The sequence below is a fragment of the Microcoleus sp. AR_TQ3_B6 genome (assembly GCF_036702785.1).
Taxonomy (GTDB): Bacteria; Cyanobacteriota; Cyanobacteriia; order Cyanobacteriales; family Microcoleaceae; genus Microcoleus.
This window is the reverse complement of the sequence record NZ_JAUBVJ010000012.1, coordinates 14,281-32,268: the sequence shown is the minus strand read 5'-3', so window position 1 is coordinate 32,268 and position 17,988 is coordinate 14,281. Positions and strand designations below refer to the sequence as shown.

Sequence of the window (17,988 nt, the reverse complement as noted above, 5' to 3'; positions counted from 1 at the left end):
TACTCCATTTCAGACATTGACTATTGTAATTAAGTATACACTTTTATTTGTCAAGTATCCGGAGTATAGAACTCGGAAATCCCCCAGCAGACCAACTCTACCCCTTTTATTATTTTTCACTTTTGAAGAAAAAGATTGCCATCTATCAAGATGTTTTTATCCTTTCAGGGGCAAGAAAATAATAAACTCCGTCCCTTCTCTCATTACAGAATTTACCTCTATTCTACCGCCGTGTTTCTCAACTACAATGTGCCGTGCGATCGCCAATCCCAACCCGGTTCCTTGTCCCACTCCCTTGGTAGTAAATAAATCATCAAAAATCTTCTCTCGCACTCCCTCATCGATTCCCACACCGTTATCTTTAATGCGAATAATCGCTTGTTTTTTGGTTCCATCAATTTCCGTCTTAATAGTAATTTGATTGGCGATTTCTGCATAAAGTCGTCCTTGATTGGATTCCTCCAAAGCATCAATCGCATTACCTAACACATTCATAAATACTTGATTCAACTGTCCGGCATAACACTCAACTTGTGGCAAATTCCCGTATTCCCTAATCACTTTGATTTCTGGACGAGTGTCGTTAGCCTTGAGGCGATGTTTCAGGATCATAATAGTGCTATCGATGCCATCGTGGATATTGCAAGCTACGGGATAGTTAGTATCGGCACGGGAGAATGTCCGTAGACTGGTACTAATATCCCGAATCCGCTTCACGCCTTCCCGCATCGAACCTATTAATTTCGGTAAATCTTCCCGGATGTAGTCAAGATCTATGTTCTCGATTTCCTCTTTAATCTCTGGATCTAGTTGGGGATATTTTTGTTGATACAAATCGAGCAATCCAAACAAATCTTTGATATAATCTAAGGCCGGTTGAATATTACCAACCAGAAAACCAACCGGATTATTAATTTCGTGAGCAACACCAGCCACTAAGTTGCCCAATGCTGACATCTTTTCGCTTTGAACTATTTTTATTTGTGCTTGTTTGAGATGGGTAAATGCTTGTTGAGATTCTTGATACAAACGGGCATTTTCTAAGGAAATAGCAGCTTGAGAAGCCAGCAGATTTAGCACTTCTATTCGATCGCTCGTAAACGCCCCAACCGTGAGGTTATTTTCCAGGTATAAAATCCCAATCAACTGCCCTTGATTAAGAATAGGAATACAAAGAATACTTTTAGGCTGGTGTTTTTGAATGTAAATATCGCCAGCAATCAGGAGACTTACCCGAGCATCGACTATTACCAAAGGTTTCAAACTACGCTTGACAGTGTTAACCAAACTAATCGCTACATCCTGACTAGATTCTAGAGGTATTGATGGTAATAGCTTAGGTTCCTGTCCCTCTGCTACAAGAGCCGCTACCTGTAAATACTGTTCTTGTTTGAGCAATAAGACACACTTAGTTGCCCCAGCATTCGCGATCGCTATTTTTAAAAGAGTAGTCAGGAGTTTATCTAGTTCAATCTCGCCAGAAATGGCTTGAGAGGCTTGCCTCAGAGTAGGCACATCTAGAAAATTCGAGTTGCTGCTAGAAGAGTTGGTATTATAAGTAATTGTTCCCCGGGCGATCGTTTCCTTAAACGAAGTAAAGGATTGAGCTGGCTGAAGGATAATACCGAGTAGGCGAGGATAACGTTTTTCCAAATCGTCTATTTTGGCTTTAGCTCCCCAGCGGGCATAACAATAATATGCTTCAATCATGTAGGCTTGAGCTACTTTTTCTTTGCCCCATTCTAGGTAGAATTTGGCTGCGAGTTCGTTGGCGAGGGCTTCTTCGTTGAGGAATAGATTTTCTTTAGCGAGGGAGATCGCCCGATCGTACAAGTCTATGGCATCGGCTTTATTACCCAAAACCCGATTTTTTTCGGCTTCAATTAAATACCATTTATGCAAATGATTCATGGGCGCATTTTTCGCCCACTGTTGCAGAATCGTTTGATGAGTTTCCGCTAGGGCGAGGATTTCTGATTGCTCTGGCTCTGGCTTTGTGGGGAAGATTGCCAAGTACGTCAAAGCGGTATAAAAATGAAAAATTGGAACTTGAATCAATCCCGATATTGCCATCAAATACGGCTTCGCTTGGAGAATATAGTCGAGGGCAGCGGTGTTGTTGCCCGATGAATAGGCAAGCAGCAGTTTATAAACATAAGTCTTGGCGATCACCGTGAATTCATTATTCTGATGATGCTTAGGAAGCATCACCGTTTCATCGTAACCAGTACCGATTAAGCAATCCGAGAGAATACCGACTTTCCTCAAGTTATTCACCGTCTGCTGCATCATCTCCAAATAATCTCGAGCCAAATATTGTTTGACCTGTGTCATCACAGCACTGTAACTGGCTATTTCGGTTTCCCAAGTGTCCAGTTCCACCCCAGCAAAAAATTTGGATTCGAGATAAATGAGTATGCTATAGCCAGATTGTAGAAAATCCCCGGTTTCCATCGCAGCCGTATAGCTAACTTTCAGCGTCGGTATTGTTGCCCCGATCGCTTCTTGGCGATGCTGAATAAAGCTTCCAAAAAAAGCGGGAATTGTCGCTTTCAGTGCGCGGATATTGAAGCGATCGAGCAAATTCATCGCCAGTTTACCAAAGCCATAGCCTATTTCTACCTCTCCTAAAAAGGCACATAGCACCATGCCGTGAATGGCATACCCCACCGTCGATGCGGGTGCATTTCCAAATTCGATCGATAAACTCACCATCATCGAGCTCAGGATGGGTAGCAATCCCGGCATTCCTAGAAAAACGGGCGGAAATAAGGTTCCCAATAGTTGGATTGCTGCCTGAGTTTTGGCATCGGTCATCACTGGCAGGTCAACCAGTTCTTCAATCCGTTTGCCGCTTTGTTGGTTAGCAAGATTTTGTAGGACTTTGCTAATCTTAGTTTCGTCAGGTTCGGTGGGGAGTTCAACCCCCAATTGTAAGAGTGCATCTCTCGCGACCGCGATCGCTTCTAACGTCTTGCTTTGTGCTGTCTGTGCGACGATTTGAATTTCGTAAATTTTGATTTTGTCTAAGATTGTCTGTGCATTCTGTAACACCTGTGCTGCCATCTGTTCCATGCCATCAAAGTCAGCATTCAAATAGGCGGCTTCAGCAGCAGCAACATAGAGATTCAGAGTCAATTCATACTGGCTTTGCCAGCAGTTGGCCCTCAGTAGCTCAAGCCCCACTTGTAGATAAACTCTGGCTGCAGTGTAAGCGGTAGAATTTCTGGCTTTACAACCGGCTGCCAAGTTTAGTTTAGCTAAGGCTTCTCGTTCGCTCGGTTGGACGATTAACTCAATTCCTCGATTCAAATGCCCGACAATATCAAACAGTTTTTCCTCTTGCTCTATCTCGGTGCAATTTTGCTGGAGTAACTGTCCAATTTTGAGATGAGTTGCCTTTTTCTGTGAATCTGGAATTAGCGAATATGCGGCTTGCTGGACGCGATCGTGTAAAAATCGATAAGTTGGATTACCTGAAGCCTTGAAAGCTTCATCACTCTCCGATTCCGTAAAGAACTTATAAATTTTGGTCGTGGGAATCACCAAACCTTCCTGCAATGCTTTCCATAAAGCCGTAGCCGTCATTCCAGCAGATTTCTCACTGACAATTACTAACGTATTTAAATCAAACTGCGCTCCTATACAAGCAGCTAATGTGAGAACATCCTGAGTCTCTCTGGGCAACTTCTGCAATTGCCCGGCCATGAATTCAACGACATCATCAGTGATCGCTAAGGCTTTGACTAGAGCAATATCACACTGCCAATGCCGAATATCCCAATTAAAAATAATTAGCCGATCGTCATGTAATGCCTTGAGAAACTGAGTCGCAAAGAAAGGATTGCCCTGAGTTTTTTGATAGACTAATGTTGTCAAAGGTTGGGCAAGGGATGATTCACAATTCAGCGTATCCGCCACCAACAAATTCATATCGGGTTCGCTTAACGCTTGCAAAGTAATCGTATTCACTGTTGCCCCAGTTTTAACTATCTCATCCACTGTTAAGATAAATGGATGCACTGGCGAAACTTCATTATCTCTATATGCCCCCAATACTAATAAATATCCAGTATCCATCATCAGTAATTGTAGCAAATTCAGAGAGGCTGAATCCGCCCACTGCAAGTCATCCAAAAACATCACTAAAGGATGTTCTTTGCTGGTAAAAACTTGCACAAATTTCTGCATTAGCAGATTAAAGCGATTTTGGGCGGCACTTCCTGACAATTCTGTTGCAGGAAGTTGAGCGCCAATTATACGTTCTAACTCAGGAATTACGTCAATCAAGACTTGTCCGTTGTCTCCCACTGCTGCTAAAATCTTGGTTTTCCATGTTTGCAGTTGGGTATCCGATTCTGATAGCAATTGACCCATTAAGTCGCGGAAGGCTTGCACAAAGGCACTGAAGGGAATGTTGCGTTGAAATTGATCGTATTTGCCTTTGACAAAATAACCGCGCTGACGGACAATGGGTTTATGAACTTCATTGACAACGGCGGTTTTCCCAATTCCCGAAAAACCTGCTACTAGCATCATTTCTGTTGCTCCCAGGCTGACTCGCTCAAAGGCAGCTAATAGTCGATCGACTTCTTTTTCTCTACCGTAGAGCTTTTCGGGGATAGTAAAGCGATCGCTAATATCTCGCTTTCCAAGTTCAAAAAATTCTATTTTGGCTGTTTTTTGTAACTGAACTAAACAAATCTCTAAATCGTGCTTGAGTCCTAATGCACTTTGATAGCGTTTTTCGGCATTTTTTGCCATCAGCTTACTGACAATTTGCGATAAGCTCAAGGGGATTTCCGGATTAATTTGATGGACCGGTATCGAGTGTTTAGCGAGGTGACAATGCACCAATTTCATCGGGTCATCCGAGATAAATGGTAACTTTCCTGTCAACAATTCATAAAAAGTCACACCCAGGGAATAAAAGTCACTGCGATAGTCAATGCCTCGATTCATCCGTCCTGTTTGTTCGGGGGAGAGATAGGCTAATGTTCCTTCTAAAATATTGGGATTCTGGATTTCTTGGGTTTCTCGCGGTAGGAGGGATGCGATGCTAAAGTCAATTAGTTGAATTTGTTTCGTGTCCGGATTAATGAGAATATTAGCGGGTTTAATATCTTTGTGAATAACTCGGTTTTGGTAGAGATAGTGAATAATGTCTGTTAGTTGTATGGCGAGTGGGAGAAATTCTGCTAAAGGTAAAACTTGAGATGGTTGGGTTTCATTTGTTGCGGTTTTGAGATAAGTAGATAGGGAGACTCCGCCAAAGTCCTCCATTACTAGGACATAGCTATTCTGGTATACTTCCAGCGTCAGGGCTTTGACGAGGTGAGGGAAGTCGAGATTTTTGGCAATGGTATATTGGTTGCGAAACTGGACGAGATCGTTGAAGGTGGGGTATTTGTTTCGCAGCAGTTTGACGACGACTGGGTATTGGTCACGGGTACGGATGCCTCGATAGACTAGGGTACGTGTACCTGCATAAAGTTTCTCTGTAATGTGATAACCTGACAAATTTGCGATCGCATCCATAACCTGTTAATCCTCTCTTATACCAATAGTCGGGGCAGTTTTTAGTTCCTAGTGTGACACCCTCGATTTTCCGTTAGTAGCTGGATTGCCTTGGAGCTTTGAAACCCTTATTCTACGGTTGGCTATCAAAAAATTTCCGCAGTCTGGTTATACAACAGTGAAATTAAAACATTCTCTTCCATTCCATTATATTTATTATTTGACAAACATGGGGAGCGCAAACTTTGCACCCTCGCGAGAGACAGAATTAACTGTAATTTTTTCCCATGTTTCTCAACTATTATTTGACCGAAAGCACTTTGGTCACAATCCCTTGGATTCATCCGTGGATCTTTGAAAAAAGCTCCGCATCCCGATCGCCAGCTCCCGGACTCATCCGTGGGAACGCTCTCAAATTTTAACTCTCAAAGCGCATGACGTGCAAGAGCTAATCCTAAACCAGTTCCTTTGTTTGCTCCGCACTATTGACGCTGTATATAGTATGGTTGCGTAAGTTGTGATGGTATCCGAAAACACTAATCTGTAATTTGTACGAAAATATACGCAGATCGACCCGGATATAGATTTGAGCTTATCTGCGTATATTCGCCTGCATCGGCGGTTTTATTATTCTTTATTCCCCGTAGTGGCCGCCGACAACCTTACCCCGAAACACAACATAATTGTAGATGTTGTAAAAAATCATAATCGGGAGCAGAATGCCCATAAACACAATCATAAATACCAGGGCGCTGGGCGAAGCTGCGGCTTGGTAAATCGTGATTTGCGTGGGGATAATGTAGGGAAAAACAATCAATCCCAAGCCGATGAAAGTAAGCAAAAAAATCATAATCGTCCAGATAAACGGCGTCCGTTCTTCTTTGCTTGCGAGACTTTTCAGCAGCAGTCCCACCAACAGCACTCCCAACAAAGGAATCGCGGCAAAGACATAAACTAGCGGTTTCTCGAACAACCTGGCTCTAGCGCTTTCGTAAAAAACCGGAGTGGCGATCGTAATTAAAACTGCTCCGATTAAAGTTGTCACCGCCGCAATTTTAGCCGTGCGGTAGTGATTTGTTTGCAGTTCGCCCTCCGTTTTCATAATTAGATAGGTTGAACCGATCAAAACATACCCTTGAACCAGCGTCAAAGCGACCAAGATCGATCGCCAATCGAGCCAATCCCAAGTAGTGCCCACAAAGTGACCGGCTTCGTCAACCGCAATGCCTTCGAGCACCGCACCGAGGGCAAATCCTTGAGCTAAAGCTGCTAAAAAACTGCCAGCACCAAAGGCATAATTCCAGAATAATTTGCGATTAGAATGCTCGCGAAATTCAAAGGCTACCGCCCGAAATATCAAACCAAAAAGCATCAGGAAAATCGGTATGTACAAAGCAGTTAAAATCGTGCCGTAAGCGAGGGGAAATGCGCCAAATAAAGCGCCTCCCATTAAAACCAGCCACGTTTCGTTTGCGTCCCAAACGTTGCCCAAACTGGTCATTAGAATGCCCCTGCGTTCCTCGTCATCAGCAGTCAGAGACAGGATTCCTACTCCTAAGTCAAAACCGTCTAGCATGACGTATAGCAAGAGAAACAAAGCCAAAATGACAAACCAAACTTGCGGGAGAAAATGCTCCAAAGCTTGCATAAAATATCCTATTGTTGTGCTTCTAAGGGACGTCTATCGGGAATGTGTTCTCCGGGTTGACTTTCGATTGCAGGTTCATTGTCTAAACCGGGAACTGGCAGAGTTAAATTAGGACCTTGGCGGATAATTCGGCTGCCAAAATACAAAGCACAAACAAACAAAAAGCTGTAAATAACTGCAAAGAAAGTGAGAGAAGTTAAAACATTGCTGGCGGGGATGTTGGACACGGCGTCAGCAGTGCGAATTTGCCCGTATAAAGCCCACGGTTGTCTGCCGACACAGCGGACAATCCAACCCGATTCTACAGCAATATATCCCAGGGGAGCAGCTAATACCCAAGCGCGCATCAGCCAAGGTTGACTGCCGATATTTTCAGCAGCAAGTTTGCCTCGCATCCACTGAATTATACTGAACAGCATCAGTCCTAAAAAGAAGAATCCAATGCCGGACATGATGCGGAAACAATAGTAGATTAAACCCACCATCCGGGGTCTATCTTCTGGTTTCCATTCCTTTAAACCGAGTACGGGTTCGGAGAGTTTTTGTTTGAATTCCAGAACGTATCCTAAGCCATTGGGCACGCTAATTTCCCAGTCATTTTTTTGGGCTTTTTCATTAGGCAAAGCTAGCAACGTCCAATCTGCTGACTCTCCGGCTGGTGAGGTTTCCCACTTAGCTTCGATTGCTGCTAATTTAGTGGGTTGATAGTGATAAACTTGTTCGGCGCTCAAATGTCCGATGTATATCTGCAAAGGTGCCACGGCGATTGCTGTCGCTATGGCAATTTTTAAAGACTTGGAAAAAAAGGCTTGGTTCCGCTTATTGAGAATGTACCAAGCGCTAATGCCACCAATGACAAACAGGGAAGTTTCTAATGTCGCAAAAAACATATGGAGAATACTGTTTAATGCGAACGGGTTCATAATTGCTTGAAAGTAATCGCTGACAATAAACTTGCCATTGACCATTTCTCCGCCGGCAGGAGTTTGCAGCCAAGAGTTAGCGACTAAAATCCATACTGTGGATAGGTTAGCGCCGAAGGCTACCATGATTGTAGCGAAATAATGGACGATCGGGTGAACGCGCTCCCAACCAAACAGCATAATTCCTAAAAAGCCGGCTTCTAGCATAAATGCCATTGAAGCTTCAAAGCCTAAAATGCTGCCAAAAAAGTCACCAACCGCTTCAGAAAAGGGTGCCCAATTCGTGCCAAATTGAAATTCCATTGGAATTCCTGAAGCTACTCCAATACCGAAGTTGAGGACGTAGAGTTTAGACCAAAACCGAGCGTGATGGTAGTAGTCGGGATTGCGACTTTTCAGCCACATTCCTTCAACAATTACCAGATAAATCCCCATTCCAGTAGTCAGAACTGGCCACAGCATATGGAATATGGCGGTTAGCGCAAATTGCATCCGCGATAGCGCTACGGTGTTAGATAAGATATCCATCGTTATATCCTTTGCTCTGTTCAAGAGAGGTTAGCTTGCACAAATTCGATAATGGACACTGGTTATAATGTAGTGTAAAAAATTGTGACATTTTGTAGAGTTGGCAATTTTTAAGGTTTTATACAGATTTCGGTTGTATTTTATTGTATGTAAAAATAGGTAGATTATGATTGGTCGTTGGGTGGGGCGGGTTGATGGGAGTGTGGGTTTTAGGCATTTATTGTTGGTGAACCCGCCCCTACAAGATTTATGTTCTGTGAGGGAAAGATTATCTTAGCGAACCGTGACTGTATAAGTCAGTTTAAAGGGTTTAAAATTAGCTTTGTTTTTGGCGGTTCCGCTCAATTCAAGTTCGTAAATGCCAGCCTTGGGAAACACGATATCACCTCCGGGAATCCCTTGATATTTCTCGGCAGCTATGGCGGTTAAAGGCGGCTGCATCAGCGGCTTATCTCCTTCTTTGCGCTCTTTCGGATAAACAGCCAATTTGCAATTACACTGCTCTAGCGGGATAATTTGACCGCCCCTGCGAGTTAGCGCAAACCACACTCTTGCAGGCTGTCCGGCGCGCGGGTTGTGGTTTGGTTCTAGGTGAAAGGTAGCGGCTACATCTCCTGAGAATTCGACTTGGTGCGCTAAAACTGAAATCGAGTTTAACTGCGGCGCGGTGGGAATTGCTGCTTCAATTAGCAATCCCAAAAAAACTAACAATCCTAAACTTTTACTTTTGTTTGACAGGCGAAACATAGAACTTCTCTAGCGATAAAATTGACCAAAACCAGCGCGATCGCACAAACATAACTAACACCGCAACCACTGCTAACACGGCTGTCAGCAGTTGATTGTGCAACTTCCATTCAAAGCCGCCGAGATAGTGGGAACCTATGAATGCCGCGTGTACAGCGCACAGCAGGAAAGCTGGAACGCTTAACAGGTGAAGCATTCGCCACAGCTTGCCTAAAAAATTTTGAATGCGATCGACACTTGTAACCGCCGCGGGTACCATCAACAGCAGCGACAGCATCCCAGCCGCCATTCCCAACTGGTGCTGCGGCAACATGAAAGACACAGCATCAAAATTCCATTGCAGCGTATGGTCCAGCATATGAAACGTGTGGGCGACTGCTAAGAGAAACGCGCCCACACCCAAGGCGCGGCGGTAGCGCAGCAGTTGCGGCAAAAACTTGCTAACGGGACGCGCCAACAGTGCTAGCATCAAGCACAGCAGCGCTGCGTGGCCGGTAAAATCTACCATTTCATCGGTTCGCAGCAAGGTAAGAATCCCGATGGCTACCGTCACCCACCCACCCATCCGAAACAGTTGACTCCGCCTGGAAGCGCTCAATCTGCCAGCAAAAAAACCCACTCCCAGCATAGTTGGCCCTGTGCCGAGTCCGAAGGCCAGCATTGTCGCGGCACCCAAAACCGGGTTTCCGGTTTCCGCCGCCTTAATCTGCGCCGCGTAGAGGAAACCGCAGGGAATCAAACCCCAAAGCAAACCCAAACCAACTGGCACCCACGAGTTTTTTTGCGCCGAAAGCTTGCTCATTGCTTGTCCGACTCGATCGTGCGACATTGGGTGCAGCAGCGGCAATCGCGGCAGCAAGTTCGGTTGAATTTGCACTACTCCGAACCAAATCAGCATCGTGCCCGTCAGAAGTGCGATCGCGCGCCGCAATTCGCTACCCGTACCGGCCAAAAGTCCGCCAGCAATCAACACCGAACCCAGTCCGCCAATTGCAGCACCAACTGCAGCGTAAGCAGAAATTCTCCCCAAATTTAGCAGCAAATGAAAGCGGAAAGCAGCTAATTTATCGTTGCGGGAATTAGAAAGAGAAAACGCCATTGTCAGCGGGCCGCACATCCCGGCGCAGTGACCGAAACTGCCGAGAAATCCCAAAATTGCAATTAGCAGCAGGTCTAGCATTTTGAGTCATCCGATTTTAGATTTTAGATTTGAGATTTTAGATTTGTTTTTACCGAAAATTTTGGGTTTAAAGCCCCGTCATAAGCTTGACGGCTTTTTCTTAATCTTAAGGTTTCTAATGAGTTCTGTTAAGACATCTGATGAAAGATATTCCTGTTGATTCGCAATAGACTTCCTGCCTCTCAAACTCTTCGTCACTCAACCTAAAAAACACACTCTTTTTCATGGCATACATATATCTAAATGATCTACAATACTAGCATGAACACACTGAAATTTAAGCTCTACAGTCACAAGCGGAATAGATACCTGAAGCAGTCAATCAATGCTAATGGAGTTATCTACAACCATGCGGTCGCTCTCCATCGTCGGTATTATCGGATGTGGGTTAAGCATTTGAACTGCGCCCAACTTCAAGCTCATATTGCCAAGCCCAGAAAGCGCAATCCATTTTGGCAGTTAGTTGGCTCTCTTGCGGTGCAAGATATTTGTCAGCGCATTGAGAAGGCATACCAGCTATTTTTAAAACATCACAAGAAGGGGGTAAAGTCACCAGGATTTAAGAAAATCAAAAAATACAAATCCTTCACCATGAAACAAGCTGGATACAAGTTTCTGGGTGGTAATCGAGTGAAGATTGTCAGCAGGGTTTATCAGTTTTGGAACTCTAGACCTCTTCAGGGCATAGTTAAAACGTTGACCATCAAACGCACACCATTAGGTGAGTTGTTTATGGTTGTAGTGGTGGATGAGGGTTCAGAGCCAGAGATTGAGTTTGCGACTGGTAAGATAGCGGGATTCGATTTCGGTCTGAAAACTTTCCTCACTTGCGATCGATGGCAGCAAGATTGAATCGCCCGAATTCTTTCAACAAGGACTCAATACCATCCGTAAAGCGTGTAAGCAGTTATCACGTAAACAAAAGGGGTCTTTGCGTCGTGAGCAAGCCAGAAAGCATCTATGTAGGCAATACGAAAAGATTGCCAACCAAAGACGTGATTGGTTCTGGAAGCTGGCTCATGAACTAACTGATCGCTTTGATGTATTGTGCTTTGAAACATTGAACCTCAAAGGAATGCAACGGCTTTGGGGACGTAAAATCAATGACTTGGCACTGGGGGAATTCCTGTTAATTCTCGAATGGGTAGCCAAGAAAAAGCGTAAATTAGTCGTTTTTATTGACCAGTGGTATCCGAGTTCAAAGACGTGCGCTCAATGCGGTCACATTCTGGAATCGCTAGATCTATCGGTGAGGCAATGGCGTTGCCCATCTTGCCAATCTGTTAATGGACGAGATGAAAACGCATCTATAAATATTCAAACCGTTGGGGCATCAATGGTTGGGTTAGGTAGTGTCAGACAGGCGAAGGCCTGCAACTGCTGTTTGAGCCTTTAGAATCCCCCGCATTCATGCGCGGGGAGTATGTCAATTTCTTAGGACTTATGCAACTGACACATATAACAATTTTTGCAGGAGCCGTAAATTTTTTACCCCACCCCAGCCCTCCCCGAACCCGCGGTTCGGGAGTAAGAAATTCACAAATGATTTAGGATTGCTATGTAGTAGGGTGCGTCTGAAGTCTAAACCCTTAATAATCCCTCTCTAACGAAAGCCTGACGCACCCTACAAGTCTAATAACTAATGACTGATAACTACTTTTGTGCTGGATGCGCCGCCGTCGGCGAAGCTGCACCCATTTGATTTATAGCAGCAATTAGCTGATAAAGCCGCCCCAAATCCCGCTGGTTAAAATGCAAAACTAGGCGCGGCAGCTCGAAAGTTGCATCTCCTATTTCCGGAGGCAAAGCTTGACTTTTTTCAATTTTTCCGGTGACAACAATATCGCTAAAATCAGCATTTAGCCGCTCGACATTCTCCTCAGAAAGCTCTGTTTTCAAGCGAATTACCAATTTTTCGCGCACGTAGCGGCAGGAGTGATAAACCAGATAAAAACTACCGATCGCCTCGCAAGCGACATTTACATCGTCCGTAATCGTATACAGGCTGCGATCGTTGGCTGAAATAAAACCCCGGCCCCGCAATTGTTTTTGCACAAAAATATTCCAATCAAGCCAATAATCTCCTCCCGGTCGATCGATCAATACCACAGGAGCCGGCCCGAACTTGCCAGTTTGAATCAAAGTCAGACACTCAAACGCCTCGTCCAGAGTGCCGAAACCGCCCGGAAACAGAGCCAAAGCATCGCTCTGGCGGAGAAAAAATAATTTGCGAGTGAAAAAATATTTAAAATTGAGCAATTTGCGATCGCCCGCAATAAAAGGATTAGAAGTCTGCTCGAAAGGCAACTGAATGTTGAGCCCAAAAGAACGTTCAGCAGTCGCCCCCTCGTTCCCCGCCTGCATAATCCCGCCACCGCCACCAGTAATCACCATAAACCCCTGCTCGGTCATTGCCCGCGCAAAGTCTCTGGCCATTAAATATTCCGCCGATTGCGGTGACACCCTCGCCGAACCAAAAATCACAATTTTGCGAACGTGGCGGTAAGGATAAAACAGCTCAAAAGCGCTCTCCATATCTCGGAGCGACGCGGCAATAATTTTCCAGTCTAGGCGATCGAGATCCTCTCGGGCCATTTGCACTATAGTAGAGAGCGATCGTTCGATCCACTCAGAGTGCTTCAACATGGGGAAGCGATCGATCAAATCGATCAATTCAGCTTGGAGGGACTCAAAACCTTGACCAGATCCAGAAGGAATCATGAATTTTTCCGAAACGGTAACTATTTGTCGCTACTAAAAATTAAGGGGCAAGCCAAAGTTATAAGCCAATAGCCACCAGCAAATTGCCCTGCTGGGAACTAATAACTTTTCCTGTAGCTTTGCCCCGGTTCTGAAGCAAGTTAGCTTTCGCGGCCCAAAAAGAACAGCGCGCAACCCCTCGTAGTTGGGTTAAATGTACTTTTCCAGAGTGTTTGCCAGAGTAGTTTTTGGAACTGCCCCAACCACCATATCCACCCGTACACCGCCCTTAAATATCATCAGCGTTGGAATGCTGCGGATACCGTATTGGCTGGCCACCTGAGGATTCTCGTCGGTATTAACTTTTACTACCTTCACCTGCCCTTCATATTGCTGGGCAATTTCGTCTACGACAGGCGCCACCATCCGACAGGGCCCGCACCAAGGAGCCCAAAAATCCACTAGAACTAAAATATCGCTATCGATCACTTCCTGCTTAAAGGTAGAGTCGGTTACTTGCGCGGCTGCTGACATCCCTAGCCATCCTTGTAAATACTATTTCTCGGATAACAAGTTTAGCAAAAAGTGTAACCACTTGCGTCAACGATTTTAACAGTACAAAGTTCGGCAACAGGTGTTGTAACCGATGTAACGGATTGAACCGATATAACGGATTGAACCGATCGAGGTTGAGGGCGATTCCCTTCGGGATAGCTTCGCTTCACGACCTTTCGGCACGGGGAGACCGGGTAGAACGCAGAAATAGAAATACTTTTAGCTCAGCATTTAACACTATTCCCCCACTCGCGGACGAACCACTCTCCCCAACAATCCGGAGCTAACAGCCTCAGCTCAGTACCTAGTAAATAAGACCGAAGTTTTGGGTAAAAAAGGAACCGCCCGAACAGTAGTCCGGGCGGAGTGTGGTGTGAGGAGTGAACGGAAACCTTCGTCTCCGCTTCTTATATTGTGACATCTCCTTCTCGATAATTCCACAACATTCTGTAAATTTCGAGACTCTTGAACAAATTTTGTCAAGGTACCCTGGTATTCAGTCAGTAAATCTACTTACCCATGCCCAACTGCTGAGCTTTTTGATAGACTTTACCCTCAGTCAGCAGAGAAGGAGCAATTACCACTTCCACTTGCTGCATCTCCTTAAGATCCTTAGCGCCCAGGGTGCCCATGCTAGTTTTCAGAGCTCCGAGCAAGTTGTGCGTACCGTCATCTAGGAGGGCCGGCCCGCGCAAAATTTGCTCCACAGTACCCGTAGTCCCCACGCGAATGCGAGTGCCGCGCGGCAAAACCGGGCTGGGAGTCGCCATCCCCCAGTGAAAGCCGCGGCCGGGAGCTTCGGCGGCCCTGGCAAAGGGCGAACCAATCATCACTCCATCCGCGCCGCAGGCAATGCACTTGCAGATATCGCCCCCGGTAATTAAACCGCCGTCAGCAATTACCGACACGTATTTGCCAGTTTCGCGATAGTAGTCGTCCCGCGCGGCGGCGCAGTCTGCTACCGCTGTGGCTTGGGGAACGCCGACACCCAATACGCCTCTAGACGTGCAAGCAGCCCCCGGCCCAATGCCCACGAGAATGCCCGCGGCGCCAGTTTTCATTAAATTCAGGGCGACTTCGTAGGTGACGCAGTTGCCCAAAATTACTGGTATCGGCATCTCTTGACAGAATTGAGTTAAGTCTAGAGGCGCGATAGAGTCAGGGGAAAGAAAAGCTGTGGAGACTACAGTTGCTTGCACAAAAAATATATCGGCTGCCGATTCAGCAACGGCCCGACCGTATTTGCTCGCAGCGGCCGGTGTACCGCTGACGGCGGCAATCCCTCCTCCTGCTTTAATTTCTTTAATTCTGAGCTCGATTAATTCTGGCTTGATGGGTTCGGCATAGAGTTGCTGCATTAGGGCAACAAATTCGTGGTTCCCGACACTGGCGATGCGCTCTAATATTGGCTGGGGATCGGCATAGCGGGTTTGAATTCCTTCTAGGTTGAGCACCCCCATTGCTCCCAATTCCGACAGCAAAATCGCCATGCGGACATCGACTACTCCATCCATTGCACTGGCGATAATCGGGATTTCTCGATCGATCCCGCCAATCTGCCACTTGGTATCTGCCAAACTCGGATCGAGGGTGCGCTGTCCTGGTACGAGCGCGATTTCATCTATGCCGTAAGCTCGGCGAGCACTTTTGCCCCGCCCAATTTCAATATTCACGCTGTTTCTCTTCCACAATGTATTTAAATTAGAGTAACAAAATCGTAGCCTGTCGGCAGGTAGCGATCGCGCAAATCAGTTTAAAAAGCCTGATATTGATTGGATTTTATGAAATCGAAGGGGATACTTTTCCTCAGCAATGGCCACGGGGAAGACGCGATTAACTGTCAAATTCTCAAAGCTTTGAGAGCATCTGGCGTGGATGTTGATGTTTCGGCGATGCCCATTGTCGGTGACGGGGCTGCTTACAGCCGATCGACCGTGCCAATTATTGGGCCTACCAGTAAAATGCCATCAGGCGGCGTTTTTTACATGAATCCCCTGTTTTTGCTCAAAGATATTGGGGCCGGGCTGATTGCTTTGACTTGGCAGCAATTGCAGGCTGTTTGGAGGCATTCGCGCCACTGCGATTTGGTAGTGGCAACTGGGGATATTGTCGCCGCGGCGATCGCCCATGCCAGCAACCGCCCCTATATAATTTTTCTATCGGCTCATTCTAGTTATTACGAGGGGCGAGTCGATTTGGGTTTAATCTTGTGGCAGTTGCTTTCCTCGCCTCGATGCCTTGCTGTTTTTACTAGAGATGCTTTGACTGCTGCTGACTTAAATCAACAGGGTTTAAAGAAAGCTCAGTTTGTCGGCAATCCTGTCATGGACCACCTCAATTCTACTGGCAAAGATTTGCAGTTAATCCCCCGAGTTCGGACGATCGCCCTTCTCCCCGGTTCTCGCCTCCCAGAAGCCACTAACAACCTCGTTTTGCTGATGGAACTGGTTAAAGAAATTGCTACTAACTCTACGGTACCGGTGCAGTTTTGGGCAGCTTTAGTTCCGGCTTTGATGCCTCAATTAGATGATATTGCGGCGCGTTATGGATGGAAACACCGATGGGGAAAGCTCATTTTTCCAGCAATCAAACCGTCTTTTCGCGCACACAAATTAGAAGAAGTAGAAGTAATTTGCTCGCCCGATGCTTTCGCCGATATTTTGCAGCAGTCCAGTTTAGTAATTGGGATGACTGGAACTGCTGTCGAACAAGCTGTGGGCTTGGGAAAACCTGTAATTGCAGTACCGGGAAACGGCCCTGCATTTACCTATCGGTTTGCGGAAGCTCAAAATCGGCTTTTAGGTGACTCGGTGCAGGTTATTGGCACACAACCAGCGAATTCTCATATTATCAAGGAAGCTGCTTTGGCAGTCGATCGCACTTTACAAGATGATAAATATTTAGCCAGTTGCATTCAAAATGGTTTAGAGAGAATGGGGCGATCGGGCGGCAGCCTAAAAATTGCTAATTACGTGGCAAACTATCTTGGTTATTGATTGTGGTAGGGTACGTCAGGTTGGAAATTTTCAATCGGCACGGAAAGTCTAATTATGACCCACCATTTATTCCATGGTGCGTCACAATTAAATTGTTGATTTGTCGCGAAAATAATTGTGTCTGACGCACGCTACTTCTATTTTAACAACTCAGAAACAGTTTTAAATTCGTAACCTTTTGACAGCAAAGCCTTGACAATTATCTCGGTTGCTGCTACCGTTCTTGAGCGATCGCCCCCGCCGTCGTGCATCACCACAATCGAACCCGATCGCACATTTTTAATCACCCGATTTACGATATCTTCTACCGTGAGTGTTTTTTCATAATCTTGGGAATCCACATCCCACATGATCAGTTTTTTGTGCATTTGGGATAGCAAATAAGACAAAACTACAAATCGCCGACCAAAAGGTGGCCGAAAACTGATACTGTCTTGCTTCACCCCCACTTCCTGCAAAAGTTTATCCGTTTTTTCAATTTCAGACAGCAAAAAATCCCGGGGTTTAAACATCATATCTTTGTGAGAGTAAGAATGGTTTGCCAACTCATGTCCCCTCGTGACAATCATTGGCACGATTTCTGGATGTTTCTCAATATTGCGACCGATTTCAAAAAAAGTTGCTTTAACTTGATAGCGGTCTAAAATATCTAAAAGCTGATTTGTATACGGAGGATAGGGGCCATCATCGTAAGTGAGGGCAACAACTTTCACTTCGGTATCCGCCCGGTTGATGCCGAAATAATTGTGAAACTTAGTAACTTTAATCAACAGCGATACTGCGAAAAATAACGCTATTGTGAAAAGCAGAAACTTTGGGAAATTTTTACCGATTCGCATAGCTGCACGAACTCGCTAGAGAATGAAAGTGGATTGTTGTCAGATTACCACAATTTGCCAACTAAATCCTTAAGGTATTTTATCATTAATTATTGTCCGTTCCTAGATTTTAGATTTTTGGCGATCGCACTGTAGCTAGACGCTGCAATCGCCCGTAGGTTGTACCCTATATGTAGCGTACTTGCGTAAGTCCTGAAAATTCAGACCATCTAAATTAGTCTTGACATTCTGCTAAATAAAAATGTTATACTCAGAGAAAACCTTACCTACTCATAATTTTACGTTGGCGAGTTCAGACAAAAAAAGCTGTATTTCACAAGTACGAAAGCTAACTATAACTGAAATTAACTGCCGA

12 protein-coding genes are annotated in these 17,988 nt (G+C 45.4%); 3 read left to right on the top strand and 9 right to left on the bottom strand.

The genetic code is table 11. The features are described from left to right. Positions 1-156 precede the first annotated feature (156 nt). From QUB56_RS08545 to QUB56_RS08525, 5 genes are all read right to left on the bottom strand, one after another. Entirely contained in the window at positions 157-5,538 is a 5,382-nt protein-coding gene (locus QUB56_RS08545) for an AAA family ATPase (protein ID WP_332954724.1), read from the bottom strand. A 613-nt stretch (positions 5,539-6,151) separates the two neighbouring features. Beyond that, the gene (cydB, locus tag QUB56_RS08540; RefSeq protein WP_332954723.1) at positions 6,152-7,165 is read right to left on the bottom strand and encodes a cytochrome d ubiquinol oxidase subunit II; all 1,014 of its coding nucleotides are present in this window, start codon (positions 7,163-7,165) and stop codon (positions 6,152-6,154) included. Between the two features lie 8 nt (positions 7,166-7,173). Further along, positions 7,174-8,616, bottom strand: a complete 1,443-nt coding sequence (locus QUB56_RS08535) for a cytochrome ubiquinol oxidase subunit I (protein WP_332954722.1) — start codon at positions 8,614-8,616, stop codon at positions 7,174-7,176. 273 nt (positions 8,617-8,889) lie between these two features. Then, entirely contained in the window at positions 8,890-9,363 is a 474-nt protein-coding gene (locus QUB56_RS08530) for a hypothetical protein (RefSeq protein ID WP_332954721.1), read from the bottom strand. Next, positions 9,338-10,543, bottom strand: coding sequence for an urease accessory protein UreH domain-containing protein (locus tag QUB56_RS08525; protein WP_332954720.1), 1,206 nt, complete (start codon positions 10,541-10,543; stop codon positions 9,338-9,340). Before QUB56_RS08525 ends, QUB56_RS08530 begins: the two co-directional genes overlap by 26 nt. Positions 10,544-10,804: 261 nt before the next feature. Between QUB56_RS08525 and QUB56_RS08520 the strand changes: the two genes are divergently transcribed. Beyond that, positions 10,805-11,395 carry a transposase gene (locus QUB56_RS08520; protein ID WP_332954719.1) on the top strand — a complete coding sequence of 197 codons (591 nt, stop codon included), beginning with the start codon at positions 10,805-10,807 and terminating at the stop codon, positions 11,393-11,395. Then, the gene (locus QUB56_RS08515; RefSeq protein ID WP_332954797.1) at positions 11,376-11,939 is read left to right on the top strand and encodes a transposase; all 564 of its coding nucleotides are present in this window, start codon (positions 11,376-11,378) and stop codon (positions 11,937-11,939) included. The genes QUB56_RS08520 and QUB56_RS08515 overlap by 20 nt, the downstream gene beginning before the upstream one ends. Before the next feature lie 257 nt (positions 11,940-12,196). Here the strand turns inward: QUB56_RS08515 and QUB56_RS08510 are convergent, their stop codons facing one another. The 3 genes from QUB56_RS08510 to QUB56_RS08500 form a co-directional block, all read right to left on the bottom strand. Continuing rightward, positions 12,197-13,264 (bottom strand): LOG family protein, encoded by a 1,068-nt coding sequence (locus tag QUB56_RS08510; protein ID WP_332954718.1) that lies wholly within the window; start codon positions 13,262-13,264, stop codon positions 12,197-12,199. Between the two features lie 189 nt (positions 13,265-13,453). Beyond that, entirely contained in the window at positions 13,454-13,777 is a 324-nt protein-coding gene (trxA, locus tag QUB56_RS08505) for a thioredoxin (RefSeq protein WP_332954717.1), read from the bottom strand. Positions 13,778-14,307: 530 nt separating this feature from the next. Then, on the bottom strand, positions 14,308-15,471 hold the full coding sequence (locus QUB56_RS08500; RefSeq protein WP_332954716.1) for a GuaB3 family IMP dehydrogenase-related protein: 1,164 nt from the start codon (positions 15,469-15,471) through the stop codon (positions 14,308-14,310). Positions 15,472-15,579: 108 nt separating this feature from the next. On the opposite strand from QUB56_RS08500, the gene QUB56_RS08495 reads away from it, so the two are divergent. Then, a complete protein-coding gene (locus tag QUB56_RS08495; RefSeq protein WP_332954715.1) occupies positions 15,580-16,794 on the top strand; it encodes a lipid-A-disaccharide synthase-related protein in 1,215 nt (404 codons plus the stop codon). A gap of 137 nt (positions 16,795-16,931) precedes the next feature. Here QUB56_RS08495 and QUB56_RS08490 read toward each other — a convergent pair whose 3' ends face one another. Then, positions 16,932-17,564: a polysaccharide deacetylase family protein gene (locus QUB56_RS08490; RefSeq protein WP_332954714.1), complete on the bottom strand. Its 633-nt coding sequence runs from the start codon at positions 17,562-17,564 to the stop codon at positions 16,932-16,934. Between the last annotated feature and the right edge of the window lie 424 nt (positions 17,565-17,988).

Bases quoted from the DNA above. Each gene is read 5' to 3' on its own strand.
- QUB56_RS08510 (WP_332954718.1), bottom strand. From the start codon at position 13,264: ATGATTCCTTCTGGATCTGGTCAAGGTTTTGAGTCCCTCCAAGCTGAA.
- QUB56_RS08535 (WP_332954722.1), bottom strand. From the start codon at position 8,616: ATGGATATCTTATCTAACACCGTAGCGCTATCGCGGATGCAATTTGCG.
- QUB56_RS08530 (WP_332954721.1), bottom strand. From the start codon at position 9,363: ATGTTTCGCCTGTCAAACAAAAGTAAAAGTTTAGGATTGTTAGTTTTT.
- trxA (WP_332954717.1), bottom strand. From the start codon at position 13,777: ATGTCAGCAGCCGCGCAAGTAACCGACTCTACCTTTAAGCAGGAAGTG.
- QUB56_RS08520 (WP_332954719.1), top strand. From the start codon at position 10,805: ATGAACACACTGAAATTTAAGCTCTACAGTCACAAGCGGAATAGATAC.
- cydB (WP_332954723.1), bottom strand. From the start codon at position 7,165: ATGCAAGCTTTGGAGCATTTTCTCCCGCAAGTTTGGTTTGTCATTTTG.
- QUB56_RS08545 (WP_332954724.1), bottom strand. From the start codon at position 5,538: ATGGATGCGATCGCAAATTTGTCAGGTTATCACATTACAGAGAAACTT.
- QUB56_RS08495 (WP_332954715.1), top strand. From the start codon at position 15,580: ATGAAATCGAAGGGGATACTTTTCCTCAGCAATGGCCACGGGGAAGAC.
- QUB56_RS08525 (WP_332954720.1), bottom strand. From the start codon at position 10,543: ATGCTAGACCTGCTGCTAATTGCAATTTTGGGATTTCTCGGCAGTTTC.